18 protein-coding genes are annotated in these 19564 nt (G+C 66.5%); 10 read left to right on the plus strand and 8 right to left on the minus strand.

The window, feature by feature from the left end; genetic code table 11:
- Positions 1 to 141: 141 nt before the first annotated feature.
- Positions 142 to 552, plus strand: a complete 411-nt coding sequence (locus FXO19_RS00315; RefSeq protein ID WP_255516185.1) for a fasciclin domain-containing protein — start codon at positions 142 to 144, stop codon at positions 550 to 552.
- A gap of 213 nt (positions 553 to 765) precedes the next feature.
- Here the strand turns inward: FXO19_RS00315 and FXO19_RS00320 are convergent, their stop codons facing one another.
- A complete protein-coding gene (locus FXO19_RS00320) occupies positions 766 to 3009 on the minus strand; it encodes a winged helix-turn-helix domain-containing protein (protein WP_187775560.1) in 2244 nt (747 codons plus the stop codon).
- Between the two features lie 174 nt (positions 3010 to 3183).
- On the opposite strand from FXO19_RS00320, the gene FXO19_RS00325 reads away from it, so the two are divergent.
- Together FXO19_RS00325 and FXO19_RS00330 are read left to right on the plus strand one after the other, a co-directional pair.
- Positions 3184 to 4680, plus strand: a complete 1497-nt coding sequence (locus tag FXO19_RS00325) for a PQQ-dependent sugar dehydrogenase (RefSeq protein ID WP_149193076.1) — start codon at positions 3184 to 3186, stop codon at positions 4678 to 4680.
- 54 nt (positions 4681 to 4734) lie between these two features.
- Complete coding sequence (locus tag FXO19_RS00330) at positions 4735 to 5211, plus strand: GlcG/HbpS family heme-binding protein (protein ID WP_149193077.1); 477 nt, start codon at positions 4735 to 4737, stop codon at positions 5209 to 5211.
- A 164-nt stretch (positions 5212 to 5375) separates the two neighbouring features.
- On the opposite strand, the gene FXO19_RS00335 is transcribed toward FXO19_RS00330, so the two are convergent.
- A complete protein-coding gene (locus tag FXO19_RS00335; RefSeq protein WP_149193078.1) occupies positions 5376 to 6137 on the minus strand; it encodes an SDR family NAD(P)-dependent oxidoreductase in 762 nt (253 codons plus the stop codon).
- A 147-nt stretch (positions 6138 to 6284) separates the two neighbouring features.
- Between FXO19_RS00335 and FXO19_RS00340 the strand changes: the two genes are divergently transcribed.
- Positions 6285 to 7193, plus strand: coding sequence for a LysR family transcriptional regulator (locus FXO19_RS00340; protein ID WP_149193079.1), 909 nt, complete (start codon positions 6285 to 6287; stop codon positions 7191 to 7193).
- A 176-nt stretch (positions 7194 to 7369) separates the two neighbouring features.
- On the opposite strand, the gene FXO19_RS00345 is transcribed toward FXO19_RS00340, so the two are convergent.
- Both FXO19_RS00345 and FXO19_RS00350 read right to left on the minus strand, forming a co-directional pair.
- Positions 7370 to 8662: a PQQ-dependent sugar dehydrogenase gene (locus tag FXO19_RS00345; protein WP_149193080.1), complete on the minus strand. Its 1293-nt coding sequence runs from the start codon at positions 8660 to 8662 to the stop codon at positions 7370 to 7372.
- Positions 8659 to 9057: a DUF2231 domain-containing protein gene (locus FXO19_RS00350; RefSeq protein ID WP_149193778.1), complete on the minus strand. Its 399-nt coding sequence runs from the start codon at positions 9055 to 9057 to the stop codon at positions 8659 to 8661. The genes FXO19_RS00345 and FXO19_RS00350 overlap by 4 nt, the downstream gene beginning before the upstream one ends.
- 287 nt (positions 9058 to 9344) lie before the next feature.
- On the opposite strand from FXO19_RS00350, the gene FXO19_RS00355 reads away from it, so the two are divergent.
- Both FXO19_RS00355 and FXO19_RS00360 read left to right on the plus strand, forming a co-directional pair.
- Positions 9345 to 9557 carry a hypothetical protein gene (locus FXO19_RS00355; RefSeq protein WP_149193081.1) on the plus strand — a complete coding sequence of 71 codons (213 nt, stop codon included), beginning with the start codon at positions 9345 to 9347 and terminating at the stop codon, positions 9555 to 9557.
- Between the two features lie 18 nt (positions 9558 to 9575).
- On the plus strand, positions 9576 to 10331 hold the full coding sequence (locus FXO19_RS00360; protein ID WP_149193082.1) for an AraC family transcriptional regulator: 756 nt from the start codon (positions 9576 to 9578) through the stop codon (positions 10329 to 10331).
- On the opposite strand, the gene FXO19_RS00365 is transcribed toward FXO19_RS00360, so the two are convergent.
- Positions 10306 to 11376 carry a M23 family metallopeptidase gene (locus FXO19_RS00365; protein ID WP_187775562.1) on the minus strand — a complete coding sequence of 357 codons (1071 nt, stop codon included), beginning with the start codon at positions 11374 to 11376 and terminating at the stop codon, positions 10306 to 10308. The genes FXO19_RS00360 and FXO19_RS00365 overlap by 26 nt on opposite strands.
- Positions 11377 to 11758: 382 nt before the next feature.
- Between FXO19_RS00365 and FXO19_RS00370 the strand changes: the two genes are divergently transcribed.
- A complete protein-coding gene (locus FXO19_RS00370) occupies positions 11759 to 12763 on the plus strand; it encodes a winged helix DNA-binding domain-containing protein (RefSeq protein WP_187775563.1) in 1005 nt (334 codons plus the stop codon).
- A 209-nt stretch (positions 12764 to 12972) separates the two neighbouring features.
- Here the strand turns inward: FXO19_RS00370 and FXO19_RS00375 are convergent, their stop codons facing one another.
- Positions 12973 to 13677, minus strand: coding sequence for a LytR/AlgR family response regulator transcription factor (locus FXO19_RS00375; RefSeq protein WP_187775564.1), 705 nt, complete (start codon positions 13675 to 13677; stop codon positions 12973 to 12975).
- Between the two features lies 1 nt (position 13678).
- Entirely contained in the window at positions 13679 to 15397 is a 1719-nt protein-coding gene (locus FXO19_RS00380; RefSeq protein WP_187775565.1) for a histidine kinase, read from the minus strand.
- Between the two features lie 178 nt (positions 15398 to 15575).
- On the opposite strand from FXO19_RS00380, the gene FXO19_RS00385 reads away from it, so the two are divergent.
- Positions 15576 to 17054, plus strand: coding sequence for an alpha/beta hydrolase (locus FXO19_RS00385; protein WP_187775566.1), 1479 nt, complete (start codon positions 15576 to 15578; stop codon positions 17052 to 17054).
- 9 nt (positions 17055 to 17063) lie between these two features.
- Here FXO19_RS00385 and FXO19_RS00390 read toward each other — a convergent pair whose 3' ends face one another.
- Complete coding sequence (locus FXO19_RS00390) at positions 17064 to 17732, minus strand: TetR/AcrR family transcriptional regulator (protein WP_149193088.1); 669 nt, start codon at positions 17730 to 17732, stop codon at positions 17064 to 17066.
- Between the two features lie 79 nt (positions 17733 to 17811).
- Between FXO19_RS00390 and FXO19_RS00395 the strand changes: the two genes are divergently transcribed.
- Both FXO19_RS00395 and FXO19_RS00400 read left to right on the plus strand, forming a co-directional pair.
- Complete coding sequence (locus tag FXO19_RS00395; RefSeq protein ID WP_149193089.1) at positions 17812 to 18432, plus strand: NAD(P)H-dependent oxidoreductase; 621 nt, start codon at positions 17812 to 17814, stop codon at positions 18430 to 18432.
- A gap of 119 nt (positions 18433 to 18551) precedes the next feature.
- The gene (locus tag FXO19_RS00400) at positions 18552 to 19412 is read left to right on the plus strand and encodes an endonuclease/exonuclease/phosphatase family protein (protein WP_425481430.1); all 861 of its coding nucleotides are present in this window, start codon (positions 18552 to 18554) and stop codon (positions 19410 to 19412) included.
- Positions 19413 to 19564: the final 152 nt, after the last annotated feature.

A 19564-nucleotide genomic window follows, 5' to 3' on the forward strand; every position in this document is an offset into this window, starting at 1 on the left:
CCACTCACTCTCCGCACTGGGCATCGCACTCCTGCAATCTGCAGGAGGCTTGGCTTCGGCCATCCTGGATTCGCAATGGGCGAATCTTCTCTACAGGCGATCAGTCTCATGAATACTCAGACCAGTCCTTCGACCCTCAACGTGCTCGACACCGCCGCGGCGAACGGCACGTTCAAGACCTTCGGCGCCGCCGTGGAAAAAGCGGGCATGACCGAGACCCTCCGCGGCGCCGGGCCGTTCACCGTCTTCGCTCCGACCGATGCGGCGTTCGAACAGCTGCCGGCAGGCCGGCTCGACACGTTGTTCAAGCCGGAAAACAAGGCGGAACTGGCCTCGATCCTCAACTACCACGTCCTCAGCGGCCGCAAGAGCGCGGAAGACATCGGCAAGTGGGACAAGGCCAGGACCGTCAACGGCCAGTCCGCTCCGGTCATGCTGACCGATGGCAAGGTCAGCATCGATGGTGCCCAGGTCACGTCGGCCGACATCGAATCAAGCAACGGCGTCATCCACGGCATCGACAAGGTCAACATGCCCAGCAAGGTGAATTAACCGTTCCCGCTTGTCTGCAATGCAATGGCGGAGAGAAATCTCCGCCATTTTTTGTGGGAGAAGAAGGGAGTTGCCGGACGTGGATGCAGACGTTGTGGAGGTTGCGGGATGATCCGGGGCGCACAAGCGACGTGAGTATCGCGGGCGTGGCTCTCGACCAGCCGTCGTGCGCCCTGTCGTCACCATGGATCCCTCGGACGGCGTTGCGTCCGACTAGTTCCGCGGCACCGCCAGCCGCAGATCGCTTTCCCGCATCACCAGTTCCGAGAAGATCACTTGGGTTTCGTCCGGAGACAGGTCGAGCCCCCAGCCCTCGAACGACGGCGGCAGCGCGACGACGTCGGTGACGGACGAATTCGCGTGTTCGAACAGCGACAGTGCAGGCATGCCTTCCGCCGCACGCCGCACGAAGTAGACGCCGTCGCGTGCCGGCACCCAGTTGGCGCCGTCCCGGGGCTCGAGGTCGGCCATCAGCAACGCTTCCGATCCTGATGCAGCGCCGGCACGCCAGTCTTCCCTCGGCCGCTGCCACAGTCCCCGCGCATCGGGCTTGCTGTAGAGCAGCCGGCTGCCGTCAGCGGATTCCCGGGGATGGGCGCCTGATCCGGCCGTGATCGTGACCGGCGGTCCACCGGCGGCCGGCTGGGCATGGATCCGCCACGCGCCGCTGCGGTTGGACTCGAAGTAGATCCACGCGCCGTCGCGCGACCACGCCGGATTGCGGTTGTCGCCCGGCCCGTCGACGATCCGCTGCGGCGCGCCCCCTTCCGGCGAGACGGTGAAGATCGCGGTCTTGCCTTCCGGGCTGCCGTCGAATGCGATCCGTGCGCCGTCGGGCGACCATGCGGGGTTGTCGACGAAAGCGCCGTCGAAATCTGCGATCTGCACCGCGTTGCGTCCATCGCGATCGCTGACCCAGATGCCGTAGGGGCCGCTGCGGTTGGAGGCGAATGCGATCCGCGCGCCGTCGGGCGACCACGCCGGATTCGAGTCCCAGCGGGTCGAGCGGACGAACCGGCCGGCATCGAGTTCCGTCCGGCTGGCGAGATCGATCTGCCGCAGTTGAGAGCGATGCATCCACTGCTCGAAGGCGATGGCGTCGACGCCCGTCGCCGTCGATGGCTGCTGGACATTCTCGTTGCCCAGGGCGACGGGCCGCAGGTCCTCGCCGTTCGGATCCATCGACCAGAGGCCATAGGTGCCCGAGCGCGTCGAGGTGAACAGGAGCCGCTCGCCGTGCGGCGACCAGGCCAGTCCGTTGATCTTGTGATTGTCGAAGGTCAGGCGGGTCGGCTCGCCGCCGTCCGGGGTGAGCCGGTAGAGATCCTTGGTGACTTCATTGACGGCGCGGACGAAAACGATCGACGCGCCATCGCGTGCGAATCGCGGGTCCATGTCGCCGAGCGAGCCGGGCTCCGGACTCGACACGATCCGCCTTTCACCGCTCTCGAGCGTGGCCAGGACGATCCGGTAGGGTGAGGTGGCGTTTTCCCGGCGGGCGTAGGCGACCTGGGCGCCGTCCGGCGACAGGCTCATGCCGCGGATCTCGGTGGCCGCATCGTCACCGGACACGCGGGTGACGCCGCCACCCAGCGCCGAGACGCGCATGATCGAGATCCCGGCGCCGTCGGAACGCGCGAACAGCAGTGTCCGCCCGTCCGCGGACCAGACGGGATGGCGCTCGTCGGCATCGCTGTTCGTCAGGTTGAGGACGTCTTCGCTTCCGATCGTTTTCACGTAGACGTCGAAGGCGCCGTCGCCGCCGTCCCAGATGAAGGCGACGCGGCTGCCGTCGGGCGACAGGGCGGGTTCGAGTTCGCGGCCGACGAAGCTCGTCAGCGGACGTACGTCGTAGCCGGCGACGCCGGAGGCATTTCCCGCCGGCCGCGAACCGACCAGGAAAACCGCGGCCGCGGCGGCAGCGACGCAAGCGGCGGCCAGCCCGTACAGGACGGGCCTGTTCCGGAGCGCCCGGAACGCCCCGGAACCAGCTGCCTGCCCGGCGGATTGCGCATCGGGCTCCGGCGGGCCGGCCGCAGACGGGTCGGTGGCCGGCGCGGCGACCACTGCGGCGACCTTGGCCGGCGCGATGGGAGCGATCAGGCGATAGCCGGCTTTCCGGATCGTTTCGATGTAGCGCGGGGCCTGCGCGTCGTCGTCGAAGATCTTCCGGAGTTCCGAGACCGCCCGGTTGAGGAGATAGTCGTCGGCGACGGTGCCGGCCCATACGGTGTCGAGAAAGGTCTCCCTGGCAATCACGGCGCCCGGACGCTCCGCCATCAGCACCAGCACCTGCATGACCTTCGGCTCGACCTGCGCGACGCGCCCGTGGATCGAGATCCGGTTGAGCGAGGGCTGGACCAGCGCATCGCCCGCGGTGAAGCCCGGCGGTCCCCCCCGGACCGCCCGGTCTCCGGATCCTGCATCGATCTTCCCGATTGTCGTCTGTTCGCTCACCCGCGCCCACCGCCCGGAGCTGCGCTCTTCGGCGACGCCCACCGGCGCCTGCAGCGAATCTATCGCAAAACCATAGCTTCCCTCCATTCAGGCACGGGTCCATTCGTTCTCTCCTTGCATCGTCCCGGTCCAGGTGGCCGCTTCTTGAACGCTTGCAGCCAGGAGGATGTCTCCATGCTCGGTTTTCGTGCTCGAACGGCCGCCCGCGCGGCGGCGGCGGTGCTGGCTCTGGCGATTGCCGCGGGCGCGCCGGCGGCCGCCCAGACCGACGCGTCGCTGCTGTACCAGAGGAACTGCGCGTCCTGCCATGGCGCCGACCGGCAGGGCACGGGGCTGGGGCCGCCGCTCTCGGCCCGGACCTATCGCTATGGCGGCAGCCGCGATGACCTGGCCCGCATCATCCGGAACGGGATCACGTCGCAGGGCATGCCGGCCTTCGGCGGGACGCTAGCGTCGGAGGAGATCGCCGCGCTCGCCGAATTCCTGCCCGCGCGCCAGGGCGAGCCGGAGCCCGATCCGGAAGAGGTGCAGGCTGCGGCGGAGGCCGAGCCACGCGAGTTCGATGCCGTCCCGGGCGTCGTCGGCACGCTCGACTATGCGGTCCGCGCCGAGTTGTTCGTCGAAGGGCTGCAAACGGTCTGGGCGTTGGCGTTCGTGGATGCGGATACGGCGCTGGTCAGCGAGCGGCCCGGCCGGCTCAGGATCGTCCGGAACGGCGTCCTGGAACCGCAGCCCGTGAGCGGCACCCCGCAGGTCTACGTGCACGAGCACATCTGGAACCAGGGCGGCCTTCTGGACATCGCGATCGACCCGGACTACCGCGAAAACGGCTGGATCTATCTTTCCTACAGCCACCGCCTGGACGAGACCGGGCCCGAGGGCGATCCCCTCGCCATGACGCGCGTCGTGCGCGGCCGCATCCGCAGCAATGCATGGGTCGACCAGGAGGTCGTGTTCGAGGCCGACCGGGCCGCCTATGGCGAGCCGTTCTGGCACTACGGTGGGCGGATGGTGATCGACGGCGAAGGACGGCTCCACTTCTCCGTCGGCGACCGCGGCATGCAGGAACTGGCTCGGGAGCCCGGAACGCCCACCGGCAAGGTCCACCGCATCATGACGGACGGGGCGATCCCGCTGGACAACCCGTTGCGCGGTCGCGATGGCGCGCTCGCCTCGATCTACAGTCTCGGCCACCGCAATCCGCAGGGCATGGCGATCGAACCGTCGACCGGGCGCATCTGGGCAACGGAGCACGGCCCACGCGGCGGCGACGAGCTGAACATCATCGAGCGCGGCGGCGACTATGGCTGGCCGGTCGTTTCCCACGGCATCAACTACGACGGCACGGTGCTGACGCCGGACACGCGGGCCGAAGGCGTGACGCAGCCAGCGTACTACTGGCGGCCCTCCACCGGCGTCTCGGGGCTGGCCTTCTACCACGGCGACGAATTCCCGCTCTGGGAAGGCAAGCTCCTGGTCACCGGCCTGTCGCCGCGCGACCTGCGCCTGCTCACCCTCGACGACGACCGCGTCCAGCACGAGGAGATCATCTTCAGGGCCAAGGGCCGCCCCTACGAGCCGGTGGTCGGGCCCGACGGCGCCATCTACCTGGTCACCGACGACCCGGGACAGATCCTGCGGCTGACGGCGCAGGAGGAGCGCCGACAGTAGCGGGCCGGCCCGAGCGGCGTTCTTGTGCGTGTCATTCCAACGAAGGAGAGCAGGATGAAATCGATCATGTCCGCCAGTCTTGTCGCGATGGCCACCCTGTTCGGGAGCATGGGATCGCAGGCGCAGACCGCACGCCCCGTCCTCGACTTCGCGACGGCGGACGCCATCCGCGACCATTGCCTGGCCCGTGCCGGACAGGCCGGCCACGCGGTCGCGGTCGCGGTCTTCGACGACGGTGGGGACCTGGTGAGCTTCGCCAACCACGGGGCGTCGCCGGCCGCCGCCGCCGTGGCGCAGTGGAAGGGACGCTCCGCGGCGATCTATCGCAGGTCCACGCGCGAGACGGCGTCGTGGAATGTGCCGACTGCGCCGATGATCGCCGCCATGGAAGGCGGCGTGCCGCTCTTCGCCCGGGACGGCACGGCGATCGGTGGCGTCGGCGTCTCCGGCGCGTCGTCGGACTTCGATGCCGAATGCGGTACCCGGGCGGCCGAGGCGGCGAGCCTGATGGTTTCGCGCATGGAAAACTAAAAGCAAGGATCTCAACAAGGGTAAGAGTCGAATGGCACTTACCGGCAACGTCCTGCTTTTGCTCGTCATTCCCGCGAAGGCGGGAATCCAGGGACATTGATCTTCGACGGCATGACGTCCGGTTGGCGGTAGGCGCCTTCGTCCCTGATACCGCTTCTACGGGTTTAGAGAAACATCCCGCCTGAAGCCTCGATCCTCTGCGCGTTCACCCACCGGTTCGCCGGCGACAGCAGCGATGCGATCGCGCCGCCGATATCGTCAGGCAGCCCGACGCGGCCGAGCGCGGTGTTCGCTGCCACGAAAGCATTGAGCTCGGCGTTGTCGCGCACCGCGCCGCCGCCGAAGTCGGTCTCGATCGCGCCGGGGGCGACGGTGTTCACCGCGATGCCGCGGGCGCCGAGTTCCTTGGCCAGGTAGCGGGTCAGCACTTCGATCGCGCCCTTCATCGCGGCATAGGCGCTGTAGCCGGGCAGGGCGAAGCGCGCGAGGCCGCTGGAGACGTTGATGATGCGCCCGCCGTCGGCGATCAGCGGCAGCAGGGCCTGGGTCAGGAAGTACACGCCCTTGAGGTGCACGTCGACCAGCTGGTCGAACTGCTCGGGCGTGGTCTCGGAAAAGGGCGCATGCACGCCGTGGCCGGCGTTGTTGACGAGATGGTCGATGCGCTCGTGCTGCCACTGCGCCAGTGCATCCCGCAGCTGCGCGACGAAGGCCGGGAACGTGTCGATCTTGGCGGTGTCCAGTTGCAGGGCGACGGCGCGGCGGCCGGCGGCCTCGATTTCGGCGACGGCAGCGTCGGCTTCGGTGCGGTTGCTGCGGTAGGTCAGGATCACGTCGCTGCCGTTGCGGGCCAGGGCGATGGCGGTATTGCGGCCGAGGCCGCGGCTGCCGCCGGTGACGAGGGCGATGGGGGCGGGTGTGGCCATGGTGGGCTCCTCTGCGGTTGAAGGCGGTGCATGTGCACCGTGGGGAGCACTCTATTGGTCGCAACTGATAGGATAAATCAGCTGAATTCAGTTAGTCTGTTCGCGATTCGAGAACAATCGCGCCATGACCGGACTGCGGAGACGCCGATGAACCGCCTGGAGGCCATGCAGATCTACGTGCGGGTGGCGGAGCTGGCCAGCTTCACACGCGCGGCCGAGAGCCTCGGGCTTCCCAAGGCCAGCGCATCGACGGCCGTGCAGCAGCTCGAGGCGATGCTCGGCACCCGGCTGCTCCACCGCACCACGCGCAAGGTGTCGATGACCCAGGACGGGCAGCTGTTCTACGAGCGCAGCAAGGACCTGCTGGCCGACATGGACGACCTGCAGGGCATGTTCCGGCAGGCGCCGCAGGCCTTGCGCGGACGGCTGCGCGTGGACATGCCCAGCACCGTGGCGCGCGACGTCGTGATCCCCCGGCTGCCGGCCTTCCTGCAGACGCATCCGCAGCTGCAGGTCGAGCTCAGTTGCACCGACCGCCGCGTCGACCTGGTGCGCGAGGGTTTCGACTGCGTGCTGCGCGTCGGCACGCTGGCCGACAGCAGCCTGGTCGCGCGGCCGCTCGGTGCCTATCGCATCGCCACCTGCGCCAGCCCCGCCTACCTGGAACGCCATGGCATGCCGCAGCGGCCGGAGGATCTCGAGGGACACCGCCTGGTGCACTACGTGCCGACCTTCGGCGGCAAGCCCGACGGCTGGGAGTACTGGGACGGCACGGCCTACGTGAGCCGTCCAATGGAAGGCGCGCTGACCGTCAACAGCGCCGAAGCCTACGAGGCCGCATGCATCGTCGGGCTCGGCCTGATCCAGGTGCCCGTGGCCGGCGTGCGCCACCACATCGCCTCGGGCAGGCTGGTCGAAGTGCTGCCGCAGTACGCGGCCGAACCGATGCCGGTGTCGCTGCTGTATGCGCATCGCCGCAACCTATCGGTGCGGGTGCAGGCGTTCATGGCGTGGATCGAGGAGATCATACGGCCGCACGTGGAGGGCGACGGGTAGGACGGCCGACCAACTTCACGCGTTTCATCGTGACGGGCGGTAGGTTTCCGCATGCGCGACGCGCAGGATCTGGAGTCGGCGCGCTCGAACCGGCGGAATAGGTCAGCGGCGGCGGAGAAGGCAACCGACTGCCGTGCTTCCTGGGCTCTATGTCAAGCTTCGCGAGTGACTGTCGGTCATCGTGCTGGCGTCACCCGCCAGACGGTGTTCGAAAGATCGTCGGCGACGATGAGCGCGCCGCGCGGATCCACGGTCACGCCAACCGGCCGGCCATGGGTCTTGCCGTCGTCACCGAAAAAGCCGGTGACGAAGTCGACCGGAGGACCGGCAGGGCGGCCGTTGCGGAACGGCACGAAGATCACCTTGTAGCCGACGGGCTCCTCGCGATTCCAGCTGCCGTGCTCGCCGACGAACACGCCTTCCGCGAATCGGGCGCCCATCGCGGGCGTGGAGAAGTCGAGGCCGAGCGCGGCGACATGCGAGCCCAGGCTGTAGTCCGGAACGATCGCCGCCGCGACTTTTTCCGGATCCTGCGGCCGGACCCGCGGATCCACGTTCTGGCCCCAGTAGCTGTAGGGCCAGCCGTAGAAGCCGTCTTCGCGGACCGAAGTGAGATAGTCGGGCACCAGGTTCGGGCCGAGCTCGTCGCGCTCGTTCACCACCGCCCATAACTCGTCCGTCCCGGGCCGGATGGCGAGCGCGGTGGGGTTGCGCAGGCCGGTCGCGTAGCGTTTGTGCGCGCCCGTTTTCGCATCCACCTGCCACACCACGGCCCGGTCGACCTCGGCCGCCATCCCGCGCTCGGTGATGTTGCTGTTGGAGCCGATGCCGACGTAGAGGAAGCGTCCATCGGGGCTGGCGGTGAGCGCCTTGGTCCAGTGGTGATTTATCTCCGACGGTAGGTCCGTGACCTTGGCCGGCGGTCCGCTGGCCCGGGTCTGGCCCTCCCGGTAATCGAACCGCACCAGTGCGTCCTGGTTGGCGACGTAGAGATTGCCGTCGACCAGCGCGAGCCCGTAGGGCGCGTTGAGGTCCTCGGCGAAGACGGTCTGTTCCTCGTAGGTGCCGTCGCCATCGCCATCGCGCAGCAGGGTGAGCCGGTCACCGCTCTCGACCTGGGTATTTCCCTTGCTCTTGATATAGCCGGCGATCACGTCCTTCGGCTTCAGGCTCGGCGCGCCGCCGCCCCTGCCTTCGGCCACCAGGATGTCGCCGTTGGGGAGGATCAGGGTCTGGCGCGGGATCTTCAGGTCGGTGGCGATGGCCGCGATCGTGTAGCCCTGCGGCACGGTCGGCAGCTGGTCGCCCCATGCCGCCGGCTTCGCAATGGTCATGTCGGGCAGCAAGCCGTGCTGCTGATCCGGAAGCGCCGGATCGGGGCCATATTGCGCCGGGTCCGGATCGCCGCCGCCACAGGCACCGAGCAGGGCCGAAAGGCCGATGGCCGCAAGCACGTTCAAACGCTTCATGCGGCACCTCCCACGCGGATGCGGGCGAAGCCGATCCATGTCGCCGCGCCCGCAAGCAGGACGACGATTACCGAGAGGATCAGGCCGGTGGGCATGCTCGCCCATGCGTCCCTGGCGTGGACCAGGGCGTTGATGAATCCCAGAACCCAGGTCGCCAGTAGAAGAAGGGCATAGGCCAGGGGGTGCCGTTCTAGGCGATCGGCGCGGAACAGGTCGACGACGGCCCACAGCAGCGCGCAGGCACCGAACACCAGACCGCCGGCGATCAGCCAGGACGCGAAGTTGCTCCATTGGATCTGGTAGCTGGACGCGTACGCGATGTCGCTCAGCATAGCGCCCAGGAACGGCGGGACCGCGCCCGCAAGCAGGAACGCGTGGAGCGGGTGAAGCCCCATGCGAGGGATCCGGTCGACGGTGACGGCCACGGCGGTCTCCTCCCTGATGGTGGTTGAGCGAGGTACCTACAGATGAAAATAACGTCGGTGTGAAGATCGGCAGGGCGAGACTACCCACCTCATCGTCGACGTCGTGCGACGAAGCCGGCATTCATCCCCTCGGAACTGCAAAACGGTTCGAGCGGGCCTTTGGCGAAAAGCGTGATACGGGTCCCGGTCGGGCCGCAATGGAACAGTTTCACGGCTTCCCGGTGTAGATTCGGCCAGACGTAAAGGGGGACGCGGCCATGGACAATGCCACCTCGCAGCACCTGATCGTCCTGTCCGCGAGCGAATCGGATCGCCGGCACAGGGAGGAGCTGATACGCGAATTCTATGGCCGCATCTGCATGCGGCTGGACCTGGCGCCTATCGAGAAGGACGACTTCAGTCTCGATGCCTCGACGATCGTCCTGCCGGGCATGAGTGCGACCCGCGGCAAGGTGTCCCCGATGACCTAGCAGCGGACCGCCGCACTGATGGGCGACGGAAACGACGACATTGCCATCTCCTGGATGGCCGGCGGATTCCGGTTCGAACGAAATGGTCGGACGACGGTGCAGACCCGCGCAGGCGCAGCCTGCATCATGCCCCTGGATCGGGTGTGGCGTGCGGAAACGCCGGACGGCGCCTGGACCGTCTGCATCCAGTTGCCGAAGGCGCCATTGGCGGCTTTCGTTGGCGATGTAGAAGACCTGCCGCCGGATGCCATCAACCGCGACACGCCCGAAGGCGGGCTTCTGCTGGACTATCTCTCCGCCATCACCCGCCGGCCTCCGTCTCCCGCGATGGCGCCGATGGTTTCGCGGCACATCATGGATCTGCTGGCGGTATCGATCGGTTGCACCCGGGAGGTCGGGCGCATCGCCGGAAGACGGGGCGTCCGTGCTGCGCGTTTGCGAGCGATCAAGCAGCACATCCGCGAGAACCTCTCCCACCCGTTGCTCTCCGCGGAGAACGCGGGGCGTCACTTCAAGCTCAGTCCGCGCTACATCAGGCGGCTGTTCGCCACGGAAGACCGCAGCTTCTCCGACTACCTCGCCGAACAGCGGCTCGCCCTGGTGTATCGGCGGCTGTGCGATCCACGATCCGCCGGAACGCCCATTGCCGATATCGCGTTCGAGGCGGGCTTGGCCGAGCCGTCCACCTTCTACCGCCGGTTCAAGGCCCGCTACGGCATCAACCCTTCGGACCTGCGCACCTGTCCCTTCACTTGCGCCAAACTGCAACGCTGACCGTGCCACAGGTAAAGGACGACGTCCGCTTGTAGCCTTGGCCGGTGTAGTAGGCATGCTTGGCGGTGGCATCGGCGGCGCTCATGCCGTGGAACGATGCCCACTGTCCTTTCGCAGGCACCCACTTGGAGTTGTAGCTGGCGCCGTTGGACGCACAGGTGATGAGGCTCGGCATCATTCCCGAGTCGAACAGGTGCTCCACCATGCGCTGGTAGTTGGCGCTCAGCACGCCGTTGAAGGTGTAGTTGCCAATCGGTCGCGGTGCCCAGACCAGAATCCTCGCCGCGGGCAGTGTCTTTCCGGTGAGTCTGGTCCAGGGCCCGTTCAAGCTGGCGACGTCATCCGGGAATGGCGTGGTCATTCCGCGTTCGAACGTAATGGAACGGGGTGCCCCATCCTTCACCATGTGTACATGCAGATGAGGGCCGCTGGACGAACCCGAGTTTCCGATCTGTCCAAGACGCTGGCCAGTGACGACCCTGGCGCCATTTTCGACCAGTGCGTCGACCCGCATCTTCGGATGCCCCTTGGTGATGCTGGTGTCCGTCAACAGCTTGTCGTTGTGCGGGCAGAGGGCCGTCGGAATCGTGTCCGGCATGGCATGGGCATACAGCGCATAGGCGCCGTCGTCCTGCAGTACCCAGAGATGGTTGCCCCCGCCGGGAATATTGCCCGCGATGTAGTCCGGATGACGGCTGTCCTTGCCCGGCACGTTCTCGGGCGCGTTGCGCCAGCAGGCGACTACCGTTCCCGGCGCCATGGCGTAGAACGGCTTGCCGTAGACCACCCAGTTCGACAGGATCTTTTTGTCGGCGCCGCCCGTCCTGAGTCCGGTCCAGTCCTTGTCGCTATTGTGACGCTGCGCACCGATGTCATGGGCCTTGACCTGGTCGGGATTCTTGGTGCTGTGGACACGGGTGCTGTAGCGCTCGTTGGGCGCAAGATCGCTGGCGCGCAACGGCATGCGGTATGCAGATGCGGCCTGCGCGTCCGTCGACAGCATGCACGCCATCGCTGCTGCGGCGAGAACGGCTTGAACTTTCATGATCTGGCTCCTTGATCCGGCGACTGCCGCGTTCCCATCGAGCATAGCCAGCGTCCTCCTGCCGACGTATCGCGTCGGCGGAACAACCGTATTGCAGGAGCGGAACCCAAGGTTCGGGACCGGCCTGGCCAGCCGTCGAGCTTCATGCTCAAGGTCCGGTTGAATACTGTGGTCAACCAGCAGAACGCGACGTGCTTTTACAATGCGGCGATGATTTCCGAGCCGCCGGGTTGAATGCGCTCTGGCCCGCGTTTCCTTAGAGATGGTGAAGTAAGCTCATCCCTTGCCAGTGAAAGGGGACGTGCGAATGGGATCCTTCCTTGCAGCGCTCCCGCGCATGCGGCTGCAGGTGCAAGCCATCACTGACCCGTGCGATGACGCGGTGGCCGTCGTCCGTCGCCTGGGTGCGGTGCAGGCGCAGGACTATCGCGCATCGTTGTGGGCGGTCGGCGTGCGCATGCGCGCGGGCACCGAGGCGGATGTGGAGCAGGCCATCGCCGAAGCCCGCATCGTGCGTACCTGGCCGATGCGCGGCACCTTGCACCTGCTGGCGGCGGAGGACGTGCGCTGGATGCAGCGGCTCCTGGCGCCGCGCGTGGTCGCCCGCGACCAGGCGCGTCACGAACGCGAGTACGGGCTGGACGCGCGTGAGCTGCGGCGTTGCCGCAAGGCGGTGGAGAAGATCCTCGGCGACGGCCGGCCGATGTCTCGCCCCGAACTGTACCGCGCGCTGGAGGACGCGGGCATCGCGACCGCCGACAGCCGTGGCCTGCACATCTGCGGGCGCCTCGCCCATGATGGGCTGATCTGCGGCGGCCCGCGCGAGGGCGCGCAGCCAACCTTCGTCCTGTGCGATGCTTGGCTGCCGGCCACGGGCGTGCCCGGGCGCGATGAGGCGTTGGCCCTGCTGGCGTCGCGCTACATCGCCGGTCACGGCCCGGCGACCGCACACGATCTGGCGTGGTGGTCCGGCCTAACGGTGAAGCAGGCACGGGCGGCGCTGGCATCGGTGTCGTCGCAGTTGCAGACCGTCGACGCCGGCGGCGCGACGTACTGGCAGACAGGTGATGCTTCTCCGGCCGCGCGTTCGCGCAGCGTCCAACTGCTGCCTGCGTACGATGAGTACCTGCTCGGCTACAAGGATCGCTCGCCGGTGCTGGATCCGGCCCATCACCGGCGCGTGTTCTCGGTCAACGGGATCATTCACCCGTGCGTGGTCGTGGACGGGCAGGTGGCCGGCCTGTGTCCGCGCAGTACCGGACAGGGCGGCGCGTCCATGGCGTTGGACCTGTTCCGGCCACTGTCGGATGCCGAGCAGCACGGTGTACGAACGGCGGCAAAGCGCTATGCGCACTTCCTCGGCCGGCCCGCCGATGTAATCTGGTAGGACGTAGAGCAGGGATCTTCATCAAGTGCGATGTGTACCGCATGCGGCCTGCCACGCCCTAGAACCCTGTCGGCGCAATGGACATCCGGCGCCGAACGTCCAACAAATCCCACAATCCAGTTTCCAAAGGCGAATGACCGACCCGACGCGGTCATGATGCAGTCGCACAATGGAACGCAGTTGCGTGTAGCCTGCCGGAGCCTTGCGCGTCATGACAAGTTCCCTCGTTCCATGACTTCCCTCGCATAGGTACGACTCACTGGAACCATGATGCCGTTCGACAGGTGGAGGACACGACGCCCTCCGTCCTCGATGCCCATGTGCTCCGCGAAAAGCAGGTTCACGATGTGCGATCTATGGACGCGCTGGAAGTTGTCCGGAAGGACATGCTCGAGCATCGTTAGCGTTTTCTTGTGCAGGTGCCTGCGACCATTGGAGGTTTCGATCTCCGAGTAGTCATCGGCGCCATGGATTGCAATCACGGACTCGACAGGGACGAGGTCCACACGCCCCGCAAGCGTGACAGCGAGAAACGAAGGCGTTCGGCCATCCGCCCCGCCATGTCGCGCGACGCGTTCCAGCGCCCTGCCCAGTCGCTCCTCGGTGAACGGCTTCGGGACGAAGTCGACGACGCCGAGTTCGAACGCCTCGATGGCGCGATCGGTATTGGCCGAGACGACGATCGTCTGAAATGGCTCTGCGGCAGCCCGGCGCAGAATATCGAATCCATCGCTGCCCGACAGGTTGAGGTCGAGCAGCACGATCGCGTCTTGCGCGCGGCCGAGCAGTCGGGTCGCGTCGGGAATGTTCGCTGCCGCATCAATGCGCTCGACCCTCGGGCCAAGTATCCGGCGCGTCAAGCGCTCGAGCCGCCTCGCGACAACGGTTTCGTCCTCGATGATGACGATGCGCATGCTATGCCTTCGGTATCTCGATCGTATCGACCCATTCAGTGCCTTCAGGCCCCGCGACGAATGACCAGTCGTCGCCGAAGGCTTCCTGGAGGCGTGCCCTGACGTAAGCGTGTCCGCGGCCATCGCGACCGCGCCCGCGCGGGCGGCTTTCGAGCGGCGAGCGCAGCCGATAGGATCTTCGTCTGCTTGCCGACTTTGCGGCTTCCAGCGTGAATACCGCACCGCCTGCGTAGGCATTGTGCGTCAGCGCATTCTCGAGCAGCGTATGGAGTGTCGCGGGCGGCAGGTGCTGGGTGATATCGACATCATCGCTATTCAGGGCGAACTTGTGGTCTTTCCGGTAGCTCATGACCTCGAGATGGCGTCGGCAGAGCTCGAGTTCGTCAGCGAGCGTAACGAGCTTCTTGCCGCTCATTGCGGCAAGCGCGCGAAACTCGCCCGCAAGTGCCTCGATCATGCGCACGCCCGTTTTTGGATCGGACTCGATCCATTCGGAGACGGCGGTCAGCGCATTCATGAGGAAGTGCGGCTGAATCTGGCGCTTCAGGAGATCGAGCTCGAGGCGAGCCGAGCGAAGCTCGGCGGCCGCTTGCGCGCTCTGAGTACGGCGCAGCGAGATGACCTGCTGCGCGAAAAGGAACAGCAGGAACGCTGCGGCCGCAAGGTAATAGGCCTGGTCGACGAAGCTGATCGGGCCGGTTGAGAGCAAAAGGATGAGCCCAGCCGTGACGATTGCCGTGACTGCCGCGCTCGCGACGCGCGCGCGCGCGCCGATCGCTGCGGCGGCTATCACGGCGAGCAATGCGGACAGAATTACGAACGCGGTCTTGTTGTCGAAGCCGGGCATCAACGCCGTCGACGCCGCCATCGCGATGATCGTGAGCACGAGCAGCGTGCACCGGTGACGAGTCACGTAACGTCCGGCGACGTACGCCACGAGCAAGAGACCCGAAGCGATCGCGGCAACGTGCACGATCTCGAGTCGCAGGATATGTAATGGATAGTCGTATGAGGAAACGCTGCGCACGAGTTCCGCACCGAGCTGGATCAAGACGCAGAGCGACAGCAGCGACAGCAAAAGCGATCCGTGATCGCGGCGGTCGGACAGGAACATCGCTGCGAAATACACGGCGCCAAGAAGCAGCGCACCAACTGCGGCGAGCGCCGGCAATCGTTGAGTGACCATTTGTTCAGCCCACGAGCGTCCGTACTCTCCGATCGCGAGCAGATGCACGGGCGAGAACAGCGTGCGGCGCAGGTGGAAGCTCGACATCTTGAGTGCAAGCACGTTGTCGCCGTCGCGCATGAGCCGAGGTGGCACGTAGTGGGTTGTGTCGAGCTTTCCGGGAATCTCAAGCGATTCGTTCGCTCCCGGCGTTCCGCTGGCGCCGATGCGCTCGCCGTTCCAGTAGACCTCGTAAGCCGCGAGCGCCGAGACGTAGACCGCGAGCGGCGCGCCTTCGAGTGCCGGGGCCTTCGGCAATGTCACGTGCGCGCGCACCCATACCAGGCGTTGCTGCGGATCGATCCCGTGCCAGCGCATCTCCTGCCAGTTGTGGTCATCGAATTTCGGCGATGCCCATCTGAGGTTGTCGCCTTCCATGACCCTCACGGTCTCGATTTTCGGATATGCAGTGTTCGCCGCCGCCGCGTCAGTTATCGGAAGGCCACTCACGAGCGCCGCCGCACCCGCCACTAGAAGACCGGCCACGAACGTCATCACCCCATCTGCCCGCGGCATCTCGCTTCGCATGCGCAACCCTTCTACCAGCAAACCGGCAGCCCAACCGGCGTTTCACCGACGCCCGCGGTCGTTCACCGACAGGTCCGACGGAATCGGCGCCGAACCCGTTAAGGTGCGACGTCGGTGCCGATACGGACACCAGAGGAGCATACAGATGCGCAAGCGGATAGTGGCATTTTCGATCGTGACCATCGCAGTCATCGGGATGCTGTCCCCGGTCCACGCGCAGACGCAGAACGTTCCGATCGCGCAAGATGCGAGCGCAGCGTTCGAGCCTTACTCGTTCGAAGCCGCGGACGGCACCGTCGTCGTCGCCGAGCGGGGCGAGTTCTGGGTCCCCGAAAACCGTGGAGACTCCAATAGCCGCATGATCAAGCTCGCGTTCGTGCGCTTCGCGTCGACGAACCCGAATCCAGCAGTGCCGATCGTCTATCTCGCTGGCGGCCCCGGCGCCCCTGGCGTGGGCACGGCGAGACGGGAACGCTTCCCGCTGTTCATGGCATTGCGTGCGGTCGCCGATGTCATTGCGTTCGATCAGCGCGGCACGGGCTGGTCGAACGACATACCCCGCTGCGACACGGGTAGGACATACCCGCTCGATCGGCCGCTGACGCGCGAGCGCATGATTCCGTTCATGCGGGAGCAGGCCCGGACCTGCGTACGGTTCTGGAAAGATGCAGGCGTCGATCTCGCCGGCTACAACACGTGGGAAAGCGCCGCCGATCTCGACGCTCTGCGTCAGGCGCTCGGTGCGGACAAGATCACGCTATGGGGCATCAGCTACGGCACGCACCTCGGCCTGGCCACGATCAAGCGTTATCCGGAGCGAATCGACAAGGCCGTGTTCGCGAGTATCGAGGATCTCCACGAGACCGTAAAACTGCCCGAACTGACCGATGCGTTCTTCGCGCGCGTGCAGGAGGCGATCGGTGCCGACGAGAAGGCGGTCGCACGGTTTCCCGATCTTGCGGCGTTGATGCGCGAGGTCTACAACCAACTCGACGCCGCGCCCATGACGGTTACGGTCACGGCGAAAAACGGCGGTCTGGCGCAGCTCTCGATCGGCAAGCTCGACGTTCAGATGCTGGTTTCCGGCATGATCTCGGATCCGCCGCACCTCGCGTACCTTCCGGCAATGTTCGCGGGCATGGCGAGTGGCGATTTCGGCGAGATCGGACAAGCCATCTACGACAGGATCCGCGCCGATTTCGGCCGATTCGGCAACGGAATGCCCGAGGCCATGGATTCGGCTTCCGGGATTTCAGCGCAGCGCCTCGAACTCGTCGAGGCACAGGCCCGGACATCGCTCCTCGGCGATGCCTTGAACTATCCAATGCCGCAACTCGCCGGTGCTTACGGGGTGCCCGATCTGGGTGACGACTTCCGCGCGCCGGTCACGTCCACTGTGCCGGCGCTGTTCTTGAGCGGGACGCTGGACGGACGCACGTATCCGGAAAGCGCGGCGGAAACAGCCGCTCGCTTCAGCAACGCGACACATGTGCTCATCGAGAATGCCGGGCACAACCTCTTCATGGTGTCGCCGGAAGTCACGGATGTCATCCTCAGGTTCCTCGAGGACAGGCCAATCGAACGCAAACGGATCGTGCTGCCCAGCCCGACGTTCGTGTATTGACGCGCCGGCTCATGAACGATCGCGCGATCGGTCGGCCTTGACGACACGACGGGTGCCGCCACGCGCGCTTCGTTCAACCATCGCGACGACGGTGTCGAAGAGTTCGTCCTGCGCCTGCCTGGCGGTGATTTCACCGTTGGCGGCGGCATAGGACAGGGCCTCGGCCGCGCCGAGCATCGCCCGGAACCCGGCCGGCGCGATGGTCCCGCCGCCGGCGAACGGGGCGAGGACCGCCTGGCACTTCTCCATGAAACCCGCTTCCCAGTCGCGCTTGATCTTCTCGAGTTCCGGTGAGCTGGCCAGCGCCGCGGTGACGCCCGGCATCTCGCGACCCTGGAGCAGCACGCAGTCGACATAGGAAGACGCGATGACCGCAGCCCTGCCCGCCAGGGTCGGTTCGCTCGCCTGCAGCGCGGCGTCCATGAGCTCGGTCTGGCGCGCATCGAATTCCCGGTACAGCGCTATCAGCAGGCCGGTCCGCGTCCCGAAATGGTCATAGACGACGGGCTTTGTCACGCCCGCCTGCTCGGCCACCCGCCCGAGGGTCAGGGCTTCCGTTCCCTCGTCGCGGATCAGCCGCCAGGCGACATCCAGAAGCTGGCGATGCCGCTCTTCCCTCGGCAGGCGACGGCGCGGGCGCGGGGCAGATGCCTGGGCTTTGGTTCTGGCGCTTGACACGTTAATTTACCAACAGTAACTTACCAGTAGTACATTAACGTACCTCTTTCGTCCACGATCCGCCAGCAGGAGTCATCGCATGCACGCGCTCATCGTCACCGCGCATCCCGAACCCGTGTCACTCAGCCAAAGCATCGCGGCGCAGATCGCCGAAGGCGTGTCGCTGTCCGGCCCCGGTCGTTCCTTCGAGATCGCGGACCTCGCGGCGGAAGCCTTCGACCCGAGGTTTACCGAGGCCGATCTCGCCGTCCACCGCAGCCAGGCGCCGCCGCCCGCCGACGTTGCCGCCGAGCAGGCGAGGATCGATCGCGCCGATGCCCTGGTGCTGGTGTATCCCGTCTATTGGTGGTCGATGCCGGGGCTTCTCAAGGGATGGATCGATCGCGTGTTCGCCAATGGCTGGGCTTACGACGAAGGTCCGGAAACCAGGCTGGTGAAGAAGCTCCACCGCCTCCGGGTCCATCTCGTCGCCATCGCGGGCGCCAACGTGCGCACCTATGCGCGGCACGGCTATTTCGGTGCCATGAGAACGCAGATCGACCACGGGATCTTCGACTACTGCGGCGCGCGCGTCGTGACGTCCGAACTCCTGCTCGATTCGCAGACGCGGGATCCCGCTCCCCACCTGGACGCCGCGCGTGCCATCGGTCGCAATCTCTTCGACGTTCCCGGACGGTGCACGGTGGCCGAGGCGGCATGAGTGCGGAGCAGAATGCTCGCCTCACCGAATCCCAAAATGAGCGCGTCGCCACGCAGGCTGCACCGGCCGGCCGCTATGCTGCCCATGACAGCCGCTTCCCGGTCCGCCACATGCTCTCCCTGCCGCGTAGCATCGCCGCCCTCGCTTTTGCCTCACTGTCGCTGGCCGCAACGTCGTCGCACCCGCAAACCCCGCCACAGGCACAGGCGCTGCGGGTGATGAGCTTCAACATCCGCCTGCCGGTCGAGTCCGACGGGGCCGACCGCTGGGAGCGGCGCAAGGCGTTGATCGCGGACATGGTGCGCGCGCAGGACCCCGACGTCATCGGCGCGCAGGAGCTGCACGAGGCGCAGGCCGACGATCTCGTCCGCCGCCTGCCGCAGTACGCGTGGTTCGGGCGCGACCGGCGCGGCGGTCACGACGACGAGCACATGGGCGTGTTCTACCGCAACGATCGCCTGCGCGTGGTCGAGTCGGGTGACTTCTGGCTCTCCGACACGCCCGAGGTGCCGGGCAGCATCAGCTGGGGCCATCCGCTTCCGCGCATGGTGACCTGGGCGGTGTTCAAGCGGCTGGCCGACCGGCGCCGCTTCCATCTCTTCAACACCCACCTGCCGTATCGCGACGAAGACGAAGACGCGCGCGAGCGCGGCGCGCGGCTGATCGCCTCGCGCCTGTCGGAGCTGCCTGCGGACGTTCCGGTGATCGTCACCGGCGACTTCAACACCACGCCCGACCGTCGCGCGCACGCCTTGCTCACCGCGACACTACGCGACGCCTGGGACGCTGCACCGCACCGCACGGGCCCGGCCGCGACATTCCACGGCTTCACCGGCAAGGCCGAGCGCCGCATCGACTGGATCCTGTACCGCGGTCTGCAGCCGCTGTCGGTGCGCACCGTGACCGGGCACGAACGGGACCGCTATCCGTCGGATCACTTCCCGGTGGTGGTCGAGTTCGTGTTCCCGGCACCGCAATAAGACCGGACCTGCGCCGCCGCTTCGTAGGAGCGCGCCATGCGCGCGGTACTCGTTGGCTCGAGATGCGGGCTATCACTGACACCGCCCGTGGCGACGGCCCATGCTTCACTGCGGCGGAAAGGGCTGCCTGGCGCGGCATCGCGCGCATGGCG

This window comes from Luteimonas suaedae, from assembly GCF_008312895.1.
Taxonomy (GTDB): Bacteria; Pseudomonadota; Gammaproteobacteria; order Xanthomonadales; family Xanthomonadaceae; genus Luteimonas; species Luteimonas suaedae.

Bases quoted from the DNA above. Each gene is read 5' to 3' on its own strand.
- FXO19_RS00355 (WP_149193081.1), top strand. From the start codon at position 9,345: ATGGACAATGCCACCTCGCAGCACCTGATCGTCCTGTCCGCGAGCGAA.
- FXO19_RS00360 (WP_149193082.1), top strand. From the start codon at position 9,576: ATGGGCGACGGAAACGACGACATTGCCATCTCCTGGATGGCCGGCGGA.
- FXO19_RS00375 (WP_187775564.1), bottom strand. From the start codon at position 13,677: ATGCGCATCGTCATCATCGAGGACGAAACCGTTGTCGCGAGGCGGCTC.
- FXO19_RS00395 (WP_149193089.1), top strand. From the start codon at position 17,812: ATGCACGCGCTCATCGTCACCGCGCATCCCGAACCCGTGTCACTCAGC.
- FXO19_RS00340 (WP_149193079.1), top strand. From the start codon at position 6,285: ATGAACCGCCTGGAGGCCATGCAGATCTACGTGCGGGTGGCGGAGCTG.
- FXO19_RS00365 (WP_187775562.1), bottom strand. From the start codon at position 11,376: ATGAAAGTTCAAGCCGTTCTCGCCGCAGCAGCGATGGCGTGCATGCTG.
- FXO19_RS00350 (WP_149193778.1), bottom strand. From the start codon at position 9,057: ATGGGGCTTCACCCGCTCCACGCGTTCCTGCTTGCGGGCGCGGTCCCG.
- FXO19_RS00380 (WP_187775565.1), bottom strand. From the start codon at position 15,397: ATGACGTTCGTGGCCGGTCTTCTAGTGGCGGGTGCGGCGGCGCTCGTG.
- FXO19_RS00345 (WP_149193080.1), bottom strand. From the start codon at position 8,662: ATGAAGCGTTTGAACGTGCTTGCGGCCATCGGCCTTTCGGCCCTGCTC.
- FXO19_RS00330 (WP_149193077.1), top strand. From the start codon at position 4,735: ATGAAATCGATCATGTCCGCCAGTCTTGTCGCGATGGCCACCCTGTTC.
- FXO19_RS00385 (WP_187775566.1), top strand. From the start codon at position 15,576: ATGCGCAAGCGGATAGTGGCATTTTCGATCGTGACCATCGCAGTCATC.
- FXO19_RS00335 (WP_149193078.1), bottom strand. From the start codon at position 6,137: ATGGCCACACCCGCCCCCATCGCCCTCGTCACCGGCGGCAGCCGCGGC.
- FXO19_RS00325 (WP_149193076.1), top strand. From the start codon at position 3,184: ATGCTCGGTTTTCGTGCTCGAACGGCCGCCCGCGCGGCGGCGGCGGTG.